This window comes from Spirosoma daeguense (assembly GCF_054776875.1).
In genome coordinates this window covers 358,760-372,917 of the sequence record NZ_BAAHBF010000010.1, presented here as the reverse complement: position 1 = coordinate 372,917, position 14,158 = coordinate 358,760, and the positions used below count along the sequence as shown (strand labels likewise).

The 14,158-nt window shown below is 45.0% G+C and carries 9 protein-coding genes; 7 read left to right on the top strand and 2 right to left on the bottom strand.

Annotated elements, in window-relative coordinates:
- Positions 1-142: 142 nt before the first annotated feature.
- Together ACYVD4_RS29095 and ACYVD4_RS29090 are read right to left on the bottom strand one after the other, a co-directional pair.
- Entirely contained in the window at positions 143-772 is a 630-nt protein-coding gene (locus ACYVD4_RS29095) for an LON peptidase substrate-binding domain-containing protein (protein ID WP_460951623.1), read from the bottom strand.
- Positions 773-781: 9 nt separating this feature from the next.
- Complete coding sequence (locus tag ACYVD4_RS29090; protein ID WP_460951621.1) at positions 782-1,567, bottom strand: cysteine hydrolase family protein; 786 nt, start codon at positions 1,565-1,567, stop codon at positions 782-784.
- A gap of 121 nt (positions 1,568-1,688) precedes the next feature.
- Here ACYVD4_RS29090 and prmA point away from each other — a divergent pair, with 121 nt between their 5' ends.
- The 7 genes from prmA (at position 1,689) to ACYVD4_RS29055 (ending at position 14,119) form a co-directional block, all read left to right on the top strand.
- Positions 1,689-2,543 carry a 50S ribosomal protein L11 methyltransferase gene (prmA, locus tag ACYVD4_RS29085; protein ID WP_460951620.1) on the top strand — a complete coding sequence of 285 codons (855 nt, stop codon included), beginning with the start codon at positions 1,689-1,691 and terminating at the stop codon, positions 2,541-2,543.
- 42 nt (positions 2,544-2,585) lie between these two features.
- A complete protein-coding gene (locus ACYVD4_RS29080) occupies positions 2,586-7,604 on the top strand; it encodes a hypothetical protein (RefSeq protein ID WP_460951618.1) in 5,019 nt (1,672 codons plus the stop codon).
- Between the two features lie 59 nt (positions 7,605-7,663).
- Positions 7,664-8,605, top strand: a complete 942-nt coding sequence (locus ACYVD4_RS29075) for a CPBP family intramembrane glutamic endopeptidase (RefSeq protein ID WP_460951617.1) — start codon at positions 7,664-7,666, stop codon at positions 8,603-8,605.
- An 80-nt stretch (positions 8,606-8,685) separates the two neighbouring features.
- A complete protein-coding gene (locus ACYVD4_RS29070) occupies positions 8,686-10,410 on the top strand; it encodes a GMC oxidoreductase (RefSeq protein ID WP_460951615.1) in 1,725 nt (574 codons plus the stop codon).
- Between the two features lie 58 nt (positions 10,411-10,468).
- Positions 10,469-11,653 (top strand): alpha/beta hydrolase, encoded by a 1,185-nt coding sequence (locus ACYVD4_RS29065; RefSeq protein WP_460951613.1) that lies wholly within the window; start codon positions 10,469-10,471, stop codon positions 11,651-11,653.
- A 51-nt stretch (positions 11,654-11,704) separates the two neighbouring features.
- Positions 11,705-13,084 (top strand): Gfo/Idh/MocA family protein, encoded by a 1,380-nt coding sequence (locus tag ACYVD4_RS29060; protein WP_460951611.1) that lies wholly within the window; start codon positions 11,705-11,707, stop codon positions 13,082-13,084.
- 228 nt (positions 13,085-13,312) lie between these two features.
- On the top strand, positions 13,313-14,119 hold the full coding sequence (locus tag ACYVD4_RS29055) for an SMP-30/gluconolactonase/LRE family protein (RefSeq protein WP_460951609.1): 807 nt from the start codon (positions 13,313-13,315) through the stop codon (positions 14,117-14,119).
- The last annotated feature ends 39 nt before the right edge of the window (positions 14,120-14,158 follow it).

Sequence of the window (14,158 nt, the reverse complement as noted above, 5' to 3'; positions counted from 1 at the left end):
CATGTCGAACAGAGCCGTTAAGCCCCGTACTGCCGATGGTACTGCTGTCAAAAGTGGGAGAGTAGGTAGGTGCCACCGTATCATTTAAAAGTCGTTAACGTAATGTTGACGACTTTGTTTGTTTTATGGCATTTTGGTAGACTCAAAAATTGAGTGGATCAAGATTTTTGAAATGACCATTCATTCGAATCCGCTGTTTAGTACGCTCTATATCCGATACTACGGGCAATACGTTATCAATATGCTGAATTATAAATAATTGGCGTTCAGCTTCACTTTCAAGTGTTAATAATTCATACTCCTGTTCTATAGATAAACCAATCTTATGAGCAATTTTATAAGAAAGGTTTTCTGTTTCTAATGAATAATTGTTATCTATTTGTAACAGGCCGTAGAGCCGTTTAAGGCGCTCTAATAAAGCTTTCGAATGACTACTAAAGCTATTACCTGAATCAATCAATTCGACTTCACCACTAGCATAAAGCTTCCCGGAAAGAGGATTCTCAAAATTAATCAGGCGAAATATTCTTAATCCTTTTGTTTTTATGTCCATCTTCCCATCCTCATAGCGCTTATGAAGGGCTGTTACGTGCATTTCTGTACCGTAGCCAGGCAGTTTATTATTAATGAAGGTCGGAATCCCAAAGCTCTTCTCATCCTCTAAACATTCATTGATTAGCTGGCGATAGCGAGGTTCAAAAATGTGTAGGTTTAAATCTTCGCCAGGGTAGACAATTAAATTAAGTGGAAACAGAGATAGCTTTTTTTCCATGTTATTGATCTAGTTGAATAAAGTAGTCGATATTGTGAAACGGACGTTTTTAGAATTGGCTTCGGCATAAATCGGGTCAGCTAGATGACCTAACCCCGTTACGTCGGACATACAGTCTGTGACGACAACGAGTTTAGGTACTAAGGCTGGTGCGAAATCCAGAATCTGCTTTAAACTATTCGCTACACAGTGTGACTTAGCTTCACCCATCAAATAAACAGTCTCAAAACGATTTAGGTCATCGATTAATGACGTATTGAGCTGCGTGTCCGGTACGTCTGGATTAGGAACTTGCGCACGAAAAATACCAAAATGCTCTGATAACGGATATAGACCTTTTTGAATAGCTATATAATCTTTGTTACGTTGCTGTGACCAATCTTTTATTGCAGAAAACAACGTATCATGCAGAGCAGCTCCTCGTGAACCAATTAAACAATGCTCAGGCCAGATAAAGTGATCGAACTGACCGTCAGATTCTAAATCTGCTATATATTTTTTTGCTTCTTCAGCCAAAAAACGAGGGATCCACTCACCTGATTCAACGTCTTCGCTTGTGATACGTGTAAATGGTGCTGGATGCTGGCCTTGTTTATTTTGCCAGAAAAGCGGATGAGCAATATCCAGAACATGATGCGTATCGAGCGTAGCGACAATATGATCAATATTGAAGCTATGCTCTCGAATTAACGTAGCAATACGTTCTATATCCTGATCAGCCCCCGGTACGTAGAGTGCTCCATCGGGATGACAAAAGTCGAATTGTGCGTCAATAATTAAAAAAGCGTTTTGCATAAGCCGGATATGAAACGGTTGCTCATCGTTAAGAATGACAAATAAACGAAGTCGCTTTCAAAAAAGAACCCCTGTAAATAAAGCTACAGACCGATAACTTTGTTTTTTATTACCTTGAGATATGAACTACACAGAAGTAATGGTGCGGGTATCGCCCGATTATACAGACATATTGATGGCTGAGTTGGCCGAACTTGGTTTTGAGTCATTTCTGGAAACAGATGAAGGAATTACAGCTTACATACCCGAATCAGATTTTGATGAGGATAGTTTGAAGCAATTAATAGATAAATACAACCCACAGACTGCAATAGCTTATGAAGTCAGTTCGTTAGAAAAACGAAACTGGAACGCCGAGTGGGAGCGCGATTATGAGCCGATAGAAGTGGCGGGCCAAGTCCAGGTCCGGGCGTCCTTCCATGAGTTGGACGCCCGGTTTCGTTACGACATCATCATAAATCCAAAGATGTCGTTCGGAACCGGCCATCACGAAACAACGGCCATGGTGCTTGAGCAACAGCTCGATCTGGAGTTTTCTGGGAAAGCAGTATTAGACGTTGGTAGTGGTACTGGTATTCTGGCTGTGCTGGCTGCCAAAATGGGAGCAAAAACCGTAGTGGCTTTCGATATTGAAGAATGGGCCGTTGAAAATGCTCGCGAAAATGCCGATTTGAATAATTGCCCGCAGATTATTGTTTTTCAGGGCACTATTGACGATTTAAACCCACCAACTCATTTACTGGAGCAATCGCCAGCTGCCTATGATATAGTGTTAGCTAATATCAATCGTAATGTGCTGCTGCGCGAAATCCCGATCTACACAGGATTAATGCCTGATAAAGGCTATTTAATCGTAAGTGGTTTTTATGAGCAGGATGCACCTGACATCCAACAGAAAGCTGAAGAATCGGGTCTTACATTAATTAAGAAGCTGACGAATCATGATTGGACGTCGCTCGCATTCCAAAAATCATAGATAGCTGAAGCTATTACGTTAACTTTTTGCAACAGGTACGCGATGAATCGTATATACACCATTACCGCAGTTTGGCTTGTTTCGTTAACAACTGTGTTTGGGCAGGCTGTTCGTATTTCCGATAAGCCGGATCAATTTATGGCCGATGTCCAGAAGTTAATGGCCACCGGGGGGGCAGCTTCCGTTCGGACAGGAACAAATTTGCAGGCGCTCTGGTCCGAGAATCGATTATCGGCTGCTCAACAAGAGCGCGTAATGGTTCTAAGCCGTAAAATGAACCAGAAGCGTTGGCAACCAGCTACGCACTTTATGCCATTTTATGAATCGTTAAATCAGGCCTTAACATCGCAGCAACAACCCAGTTCGCCAACAAGTGTCGATGAAATATTAACCGTTGCTGAAAAATTGTTTGAGTTAAATGATTCCAAAGGGTTTACAAAAAGTCTGGAATCGATACGTCAGTTTCTCGAAAAACGGGAAGTATATACTAGTAAATTCAATAAGCTAGTAGCCACGGGTGGAACGTATCAATTCCGCTATGTAGAAGGAGCACAACCTGTGAGCAAATCTGGGCTTCCGCAAAGCGCAGCCGATTCAATTGCTTCGGTGAAAGCATCAATGGAACGTTCCCGATTTGATGGTTGGGATGTCCCAGCTAATTCCGATTCAACACAACCGCGTCAATATGGCCCACAATATATTCCACAACGTAGACCTATTCCATCTGTTTCTGGACCGGTTATTACGTTAAAAGACGTATCGCTGGTCATCATCGCTAATGGTGATTCGGCTGTATTATCGAATACATCGGGCGATTTGATGTTGAAAGATGGTGTGTTGGTTGGGCAAGGGGGCAAGTTTAGCTGGGCCACAGCAGGGCGACCTGATATTTTCGTTACGTTGAGCGAATATGGTTTCACAACCACAAATCCGCGCTTACAGGCCGACGACGTAACACTGACTTACGAAAGTAAACCCGGTGCTCCGATTAAACCGATTAAAGGCGTTTTTGAGTACGTAAGCAAAAAGAAAAGCGGGCCTGTTACATACCCACGTTTTATGTCGTGGCAAAGCGATGTAAAACTACCTGACTTGGGTGCTGATATTGAATATCGGGGTGGACTGGCTTTATCAGGAACGCAGATGGTTGGAGCATCGGCCAGCGGTCAGCCAGCGCAGATAATAGTCAAATACAATAATAAACCAGCCTTTAAAGTCAGCAGTCGCCGATTTGATTTTGCAAACGACGCTACGTTACCCGACTCAACACAGGCTGGCCTGGCTCAGTCAGGATTTAATACAACAGAGCCTGTAAAACCAGCCGGAAGCCGCTCAGCTTCGCCTTTGATTTCGGCAAACTCAGCTTCTTTTGTTGGATATGTCGATACGGATTCAGTAACGCACCCATCAGTTAAATTTCGGTACGATAAGAGCCAACGTATCGCCTGGCTCGATCGTGAACAACGTACTGATTATGCCCGAGTTCCTTATGCTGATACGTACCATAAATTTTACATTACGCCCGAAGTAGTACGTTGGGATTTACCTCGCCGGAAAGTCGATTTTTATCAGGTTGGTGCAAAACGCGAAGTACCCGTACGGTTTGAATCATTCGATTATTTTCAACCACAGCGTTTTGCCGATTTAACGCTCGATTATGGTTTCCACCCGCTTCAGGTTGTCGCCAACTACGTATCGACCAAAAAACAGCAAACGTTTCTGGATGAGGATGTCATTCAGTTTGCCAGTGCCAACAAAGTAAATCCGACTGCACTACGTGGCTCACTCAACCGAATGGTGCTCGAAGGCTATATGACTCGTGACCCAAACACGCAGATGATGCGTTTGAGTCGGAAGGGAGTTCTTTATATTCTGGCCTACGCCGATAAGAGTGACTTCGATAATTTTCAGGTACAATCGATATTTCCATCGAGCGATAGTATCAAAAATGCGACTATAAATCTGGAAGATAAGCTGTTAACCATCCGGGGTGTTGACCGATTCACCATTTCTGATTCGTTGAAAATTGCTGGATTTCCATCCGATAAAGTGCTACGTGTAGGAAAAGGCCGCGATTTTATGTTAAACGGTCAGTTAAAAGCGGGAACGCTACGTTACGCCGGTCGCGATTTGAAATTTAACTACGATAAGTTCGCAATGAGTCTTAATAAGATTGACTCCATTACGTTCTCGTCGCAAAAACTGGCCGCTCAGGGTAAAGACGGTGAGATTGGGGGCGATATTAAATACGAAAATCCGGGCATGGTTTATCTGGCCGGAGCCGATAATAAATCGGGACGGGTTGCCGGCAAAAAGACGACCCAACGACTGGTAATGCCCGAGGGAATGACGGTTTATTTCAATCAGCCGGTACGGGGAGATATTAAATACAACGAGAAAGTTTATTTCAAAATCCCGGCTATTGATAATGACAGTCTCGGAAAGGGCGACATTTCGTTCATGGGCACATTCCATTCCGACGGCATTTTTCCGCCTTTCAAGGCCGAGCTGAAAACAATGCCCGATAATACGTTAGGGTTTGTACATAAAGCCCCGGCTACGGGCTATACAGTCTATAGCGGTAAAAAAGGCTCCAGTCCATCAACCGTAAAATTTACGGGCGACCTAACAATGGACAAGAATGGCTTGCGGGCTGAGGGTGTTTTAAATCACGTAACGGCCAGTTTGAGTAACACGAACATGCTGTTTATGACGGATTCGTTAGTGGCTTCGGGAGAAAAAGGTGAAATTAAGGAAGGGTTGACGGGCAAGCCGGGTACTTCACAGATTTATTTTCCGCAGGTTCAGCTCAACAATTACAATCTGAAATGGTGGCCCAAAGCCGATAGCATGGTCATCTCAACGCAGAAGAATAATTTCAATCTGTATAATGCGACGACCAATCTCGAAGGCGGACTAGTGCTACGTTCATCTGGTTTGTTTGGTAGAGGAACGCTACGTCGGAAAGATTCAGAAGCGATTTCGAATAATATCAAATTCAATAAAGATGGGTTCGTAGCCGGTAAAGCACAGTTTAAAGTGATTTCTGACAAACAGGAAGCCCGACCAATTTTGTTAGGCAACGATGTTGATGTGGATTTCAATCAGGTGAAAGGTATTGTTGGACTGGCAACCAACAAAAAAGAAAGTATCGATGATACGATCAGCTCAAGCATGGAATTTCCGTTTGCAGCCTATAAAACCAGCATCAACCGTGCCCAATGGAACCTGAACGCCAAAACGATTGCCATGAAAGGCGATGTAAAAACATCAACCTTTACAGCCACAGGACAGGATCAGGAAGGGTTAACGTTTAATGGCGGGGCTGCCCTCTACGACGTAGAGAAAATGATGCTGAACATTAGCGGTGTTCCCTACGTAACATCGGCCGATGCCCGTATCTATCCCGACAAAGGCGTGGTTACTATCAAACGTAACGGCGAAATGCTGGCTCTGAAAAACGTTCGGCTTGAGCTGGACACCATCAGCTTATTTCACAAGCTGAAAAATGGTAATATTCAGATTCTCTCGCGTACCAAATTCACTGGCGATGCTACGTATCAATTCGCTACGGCGAAGGGCGATACGGCCAGCATTAAAATGGGAAGTTTTGAATTGAAAGAAGCGCCTTCTGCTACGTTAACCGCCGATACCAAAAAAACACCCAAAAACAGACGTGGCGCTAATTCAAATTCGCTGACAACCTACTTCACCGTAGCAAAAGCCGAAGTCGATGAAGCGGATAATCTGCAACTAGCGCCAAAAATGCTCTATAAAGGCTCCATTTCGATGCAGGCTCCCCAACCCGATTTGGCAATGGATGGCTTCATTAAACCCGCTTTAAAGAAGCGACAGGACTTAATTGCAGGCTGGATTCCATTTAAGGAGAAGGTAGAGGAACGACTGGAAATTAAGGTCGACAAAAATCTGAAAAACGAAGGCGGTCAGCAACTGGTAGCGGGTATTCATTTCCGGGCCGACAATGCGGGTCTTTACCCGACGTTCCTATCACCAAAAGAAGATTCGCGCGATCAGGATTTATTTTCGGCAACGGGTGTGATGCGGTACGATGAGAAAGATAAGGTTTATCGGATTGCTTCAAAAAGCAGTGATCTGAATGTTAGCACAGCCGCAGCTACGGATAGCACAGCGAAGGCAGATAGTAATGCTGCCGAAGCCGACGTTGAAAATGCCTTTACGTTCAACGATGCGCGAGGATTGATGACGTTCAAAGGCAAAATGAATCTGCTTCATGCCGGTACAAACGAGTACCTGTTGTCGGCAGGTTCGGCGCGGGTGAATATCGACAGTTCACAATATCGGTTCAATACGTTGCTCGCGTTTGCCTTCCCGGTTCCAGACCAGATTAATAGTCTGATTTCCGATAAAATCGTCAAGACAAATCAGGAAGAGAAAAATGATGAAGCGGCTGATGACGACCTGAATCGGCTTTCTGATAAGCTGGTTCCACTAATTGGGCAACAGGCGGTGGATGCCTATCGGACAAAGGCGCAGAACCAGCACGTAGCACTCAATACCGCGTCGCCGAAACTAAATGCGATGCTGGTTCTGGCAAATGCCAATCTGCGTTGGTCGCCCAAATACAATACGTTCTACAGCACGGGGCAACTGGGCGTATCGAATATTATGGCGACCGATATTAACGCCCAAATGGATGGTTTTGTCGAGATCAGAAAAACGATCAATGGCGATGAAGTAAGCATTTATCTCGAATCGTCGCCCGATGTATGGGTATTCTACGATTACAAGCCGGGTAATGGCCCAACGGCACTTGGTCAACTAGCAATCGTTACGTCGGAGCAGGAAATTAACGACCGGTTGCTGGCCAGTTCTAAAAATTCGGGAAAAGCGACGCTGGAAGTTTTTGCCGCTATAGCTGATGAAAAAACAATCTTTGTTGACCGCTATCTCGATCAGTATAAAACCAAGGCCAAACCAGCTCCTAAACCCAAAGTGCAGCCGGGGCAAAAAGTGGTGAAAGAAGAGAAGAAGAAAGAGGAAAAGAAAAAAGATAAAGAAGCCGAGAAGGAAGGGTTTTAATACCGTTTTTTGTTGTCCGATGAACAATAACTGTTTGTCGGACAACAACGTACTAACGCATGAAAGCCTTCTGGCGCGATTTGCGCGATCATTTGCGCACCGACTTTCGATTAGATCTCTACGTAGCAACAGCACTTTGGGCGGCCGTGTTGCTGACCATTAATTACTCCATCGATCTGGAGGATGCCTACATCGATGTACATCTGGGAAAGCCAATTCGGGGTGTACTTTATTTTTTGTTGTATGGCACGGCTTACTACGTTAGCGTAGCCATTTGGGCATATTTTCACCGTCGTACGGATATATGGCGAAAACGAGAATTCTGGCTACGTAGTTTGGTAGCACTAATCAGCTATTCGACCTACGCCAGTTTCTACGCTTATGCCGATTGGAGTCGGCAGATTCTGGATGGTCAGATTTTTATTTTCGCTTACTACTGTTTTCATAATCTGCAATCGATAGTTACCATCGTATTGCCACTATATCTGTTTTACCGATTGCTGGAGCCGCAACTAAGTCAATTCAGCCCCGACAGTTTTTACGGTATGACGCCCAAACGTAAAGGATTAGTGCTCTACGCTATTCTGTTGGCATTGATGATTCCCCTGATTACACTGGCCTCGTTTCAACCCGATTTTTTGCAGTCGTACCCAACGTATCACGACACTAATGCGAACGAAGTTCTGGGCGTACCTGAATGGGTTACCGTGCTGATTTATGAACTCTGCTATGGCTGGGATTTTGTACCGACCGAGTTAATTTTTCGTGGATTTCTTGTCATCGGTATGAGTCGTGTTTTAGGGCCGGGAGCCGTTTTGCCAATGGTTGTCTGGTATTGCTCCATTCATTTTGGAAGGCCATTGGGGGAAGCCGTGTCTTCGTTATTTGGCGGCTATATATTGGGCGTATTAGCTTTAAGTACACGTAGCATCTGGGGCGGACTACTCATTCACATTGGCATTGCGTGGGGAATGGAAATCGCGGCATTTCTACAGAAATAAATAAGTGTTGATGCTACGTATCCCGGTTTAAAACCACTACGTCTAATCCAATAATCTATAACTCAAACGTTGTTATTGGTATGAGACAACAAGATAATTTATCCACTGCTCCCGGTAAAAAATACGATGCAATTGTTGTCGGATCGGGTATTAGTGGAGGTTGGTCGGCAAAAGAACTTTGCGAAAAAGGATTGAACGTATTGTTACTTGAACGTGGTCGAATGATTGAGCATGTTACGGATTATCATACGGCTACAAAAGCTCCTTGGGAGTTTCCGCATCGCAATCAGCAGGTGCCACTTGAGCTCCTGAAACAATATCCCGTACAGAGTCGTACAGGCTTTACCATTACGGAGGCAACTCACCAGCATTTCGTAAATGATCTGGAAAATCCTTATGTCGAAGAAAAACCGTTCGATTGGATTCGGGGCTACCACGTTGGCGGGAAATCGCTGATGTGGGGACGTTACTCGTTTCGTTTCTCCGACCTTGATTTTGAAGCAAATCTCAGAGACGGAGTCGGTACGGACTGGCCCATCCGTTATAAAGATCTGGCACCCTGGTACGATTACGTAGAGAAATTCGCGGGTATTGCAGGAGATCGGGATGGTTTACCGCATTTGCCTGATGGTCAATTTCAGCCAGCTCTTCCCGATAATTGTCTTGAACAGCATTTACGTAAAAGCGTCAATACGTTATTTCCTGACCGTAAAGTGATTTCGGCGCGGGCGGCTCACCTGACAGCACCAACGCAGCAACAAACGGAATTGGGCCGGGCCAAATGTCAGTTTAGAAATCTGTGTATGCGAGGCTGTCCGTATGGAGCGTATTTCAGTACACAGTCTGCTACCTTACCGGCCGCCCGACGTACCAAACGCCTGACGATACGTCCACATTCGATTGTTAATTCGATTATTTACGACGAGCAGAAAGGGCGTGCAACGGGCGTTCGGGTTATTGACGAACAAACCCATGAATGGCATGAATTTCGGGCTACTATTATTTTCCTGAATGCCTCGGCATTGGGTTCTACATATATCCTGCTGAACTCAACCTCGAAGCGCTTTCCAAACGGAATGGACGATAGTGGTCAGTTAGGTCGTAATCTAATGGATCATCATTTTCATGTGGGCGCTACTGCCGATTACGAGCAGGATTTGGGCAAATATTACTATGGTCGTCATCCGGCAGGATTATATATTCCGCGTTTTCGAAACCTTCCCGGTCAGCCGAAACAAGAATTTAAACGAGGTTATGGGTTTGAGGTGTATACCAATCGTGAAAACTGGGAGCATGCTTTTGGAGATGAAGGTTTTGGGGCGGATTTTAAAGAGAAAGCCACCCAGTTTGGTGGATGGAAAATAACCCTCGATGCCTTTGGCGAATGCATGCCTTACGAGGACAACCGGGTATATCTGACGAATGAAGTGACTGATAAATGGGGTCAACCCGTTCTGAAAATGGATGTTCATTTTCGGGAAAACGAAAAACTCATGCGCAAAGACGCACAGGAACAAGCCATTCTGATGCTCGAAAAAGCAGGCTTTACAAATATTGAAGGTGTTGATGCACAGCCAAATCCGGGATTAAGTATTCACGAAATGGGTACGGCTCGTATGGGAACCACCGCGAAAAATTCAGTCTTCAACAAATTCAATCAACACCACGTAGTAAAAAATGTGTTTTGTACCGACGGTGCCAGTATGACATCATCGCCCTGTCAGAATCCCTCGCTCACTTACATGGCACTATCGGCTCGAGCCGCCGATTATGCGGTAAAAGCATTGAAACGGGGTGATATTTAGCCCATAAACAGTAAGAGTTTAACGAAGGCATCTTTTAGTTTTAGCTGAACAAATTCTCATGATAAATCAGAACGCCAGCCGATTTTTCCTTACCATCAGTTTCGTCGCTGGAATCTCAGCAACTCTTCTCGGACAGCCGAATCCTGCACGTCCGGATTTGTGTCAGGGCGCTTTTTTTACGGAAAAACAGGGTGCGGATTCACTAAATGCCTTTGCAAAAAAGCATCAGGACAAAGCTTCTTGGGAAACTCGGGCAGCGTTGATTCGGCAGGGGCTTCGCGATGGTATGACATTACCCGATCGGCCTGCTTTTGCTCCGCTCGAACCGATTCGACATAGTGTTCGCGAGCTGAACGGTTATACGGTTGAGAACGTAGCGTTTGAAAGTCTGCCGGGCATTTTTGTAACCGGAAATTTATATAAACCGCTTAATCCAACGGGCAAATCGCCGGGAATTCTCTGTCCGCATGGACATATGGCTTCGTTGGATGCTCGTTTGAAAGAATATACACAGCAACGTTGTGCTACGCTGGCGCGCATGGGTGCAGTTGTGTTTACCTACGATATGCTCGATTACGGTGATTCAAAACAGTGTAGTCATAAACTTCCGTCGGCGTTAAAACTTCAGACGTTAAATGGATTGCGGTCACTCGACTTTCTAACCAGTCTGGCCGAAGTTGACACGTCTCGGATTGCCATGACGGGCGAATCGGGCGGAGGTACGCAAACATTTGTGCTGGCTGCACTCGACCAACGTATTAAAGTATCTGTGCCAGTTGTGATGGTTTCGTCCTTCTTTTTTGGCGGCTGTAGCTGCGAAAGTGGGATGCCGATTCATAAGCGGCCAACGCATCAGACAAGCAACGTAGAGATTGCAGCCCTGGCCGCTCCACGCCCTATGTTACTGGTTTCTGATGGAAAAGACTGGACAAAAAACACACCTACTGTTGAGTTTCCGTATATCCAGAACATTTATGGGTATTATGATGCAAAGGACAAGGTCGAGAATGTCCATTTGATAACAGAAGGCCACGATTACGGCCCAAGTAAACGAATGGCAGCTTACCGGTTTTTAGCCAAACAACTAAATCTGGATTTGAATCGAGTGTTGAAGAATGGAGAAATCGACGAAAGTATCAACACTCCGCTTGAACCTACGAAGCTACAGGTTTTTAATGCAGAATATCCTCGACCCGCGCGCGCAGTTGTGGGTGACGAAGCGGTGATGACGCTTCTTAAGTAAGTATCAGTCAATACGTTAGTTTCTTAATTCCGAACCCCCTTTCTTTTCTTTATGGATAATTTTAATATTAACCGCCGAACGTTCTTACAGGGCTCTAGTGCTTCGCTGGCTCTTTCGGCTTTTGGCCCCAGAGGTCTGGATCTCATTAATCCACCAAAAGCTTATCGAGTAGCCCTGATTGGAACGGGCTGGTACGGAAAAAGCGATTTATTTCGTCTGATTCAGGTAGCGCCGGTTGAAGTCGTTGCACTCTGCGATGTAGATAAGCGAATGATGGAAGGAGCGGCTAAGCTTGTTAGTCAGCGCCAGAAATCAGGTAAGACTCCTCGCTTATACGGAGATTATCAGAAAATGCTCGCCGAAAATGAGCTGGATATTGTGCTCATCGGCACGCCCGACCATTGGCATGCCCTGCAGGCGATTGATGCAGTGAAAGCAGGTGCCAATGTGTATGTGCAGAAGCCGATCAGTGTCGACGTAATGGAAGGCGAAGCGATGGTAGCGGCTGCCCGAAAATACAATAAAGTCGTACAGGTGGGTACGCAGCGTAAAAGCACCCCTCACTTGATTGAAGCCAAGAAAAACGTAGTAGATGCGGGTCTACTAGGGAAAATATCACATGTAGAAATGTGTTGTTATTTTCACATGCGTAACAATGGTAACCCACCCGTACAGGCAATTCCTGATTTCCTGGATTATAATATGTGGACTGGCCCGGCTCCGCTACGTCCTTACGATGGTTTGCCACACGTTCGTTGGTGGCGTACCTTTAAAGAATACGGAAATGGTATTACGGGCGATATGTGCATCCACATGTTCGATACAGTACGTTGGATGTTAAATCTTGGCTGGCCCAAACGTATTTCATCGACGGGTGGAATTTATGTTCAGAAAGAAGGTAAGTCTAATATTTCTGACACGCAGTCGGCCGTATTTGAGTATGATGAACTAAACTGCGTCTGGCAGCATCGTACCTGGGGAACGCCAAACAATCCGGATTATCCATGGTCGTTTACGCTTTATGGCGAAAAAGGAACGCTTTGGGGCAGCACCATGCAGGCCGATTTCATTCCTGAAGGAAAGGATGGAAAGAAAATGCATTTTGATGTTGTCTACGAAAAAGAAAAATACCCGGAAGATGTAACGGAGCCTACAGAGCCTAAAATTGAATTGAATGCTGCACCAGCCACACGCCTGCATATGCTCAATTTCTTGGACGCCATTGAGAAAGGAGGCCGCCCTGTCGCTGATATCGAACAAGGACATATTTCTACGGCCAGTTGTATTCTGGCTAACATGTCAATGGAGTTAGGTCGCCCGATTGTGTATGACCCGAAAAAACGTGAAGTTGTTGGCGATAAAGAAGCGACAAAATTACTGGCTCGTCCCTATCGAGATCCTTATAAACACCCCGATCCAAACAAGGTGTAACGTATCAATGCGTTTGTAAAATAGTACGTTTTGTGCTGCCCGATAATGACTGTTATGGCTCATTATTGGGCAGCATTGTTTTTATGAATCCTTAAACTGAGCAACTTACCTGCCGTTCCGTAAAAAGCGTAAACAAAACCTGTGGTTCTCCTATTTAAATAATAGACTATGCTGGTAATATGGGATTTGTTCTGATTTGATCCCTATAAATCAATAAGCAAAAACGTTATGGATAACATACATCTATTGGCAGAAGGGTTACGCTTTCCGGAAGGACCAACATTTGATGTATCAGGTAATCTGTGGTGTGTAGAACAGGAAGGAGAAAGCCTGTTTTGCCGTCTGACTGATGGTAGTACAAAACGAGTAAACACAGGCGGACGGCCTAATGGGGCTATTTATCATCAGGATTACCTTTGGTTCTGTGATTCAGGGACAAATACGGTTCAGCGATTGAACGTAGCAACTGAAGAAATAGAAACGATCATCAGCCATGTAAGCGGTCAGCCGTTGAATATGCCTAATGATTTACTATTCGACAAAGAAAATAACCTGCTTGTAACCTGTCCGGGTTCGCCCGACGATGGTCTTCAGGGGTACGTAATAGTTTATTCGCCAGATGGTACCGTAAATATTATTGCCGACGGTTTATCGTACCCTAATGGATTGGCGTTTCTACCTGATAACGAAACATTACTGATTGCCGAAACGCATCAGCAACGTATCTGGAGCGGCTATTGGGATGTCGACAGTTTAAGCTGGGAAACGATACGTGTCTGGATAACGGTGATCGAGGCTCCAGACGATGCACAAATCCCAGGTCCCGATGGTATGACCATAGGACCTGACGGAAATCTATACGTAGCAGTATTTGGAGCTGGCATTATCCGGGTCTTTTCGAAAGATGGTACGTTTATTCGGGATATAAAATTGCCCGGCTCAAATCCGTCCAACTGCACATTCGACCCTTCCGGAAAGCTTGGTTTAGTTGTAACCGAGACCGAAAAAGGAGAATTGTGGAGTGTAATGATTTAGTAACCGGGCAATACGTAACGTAGCAGATTATCTGCTACG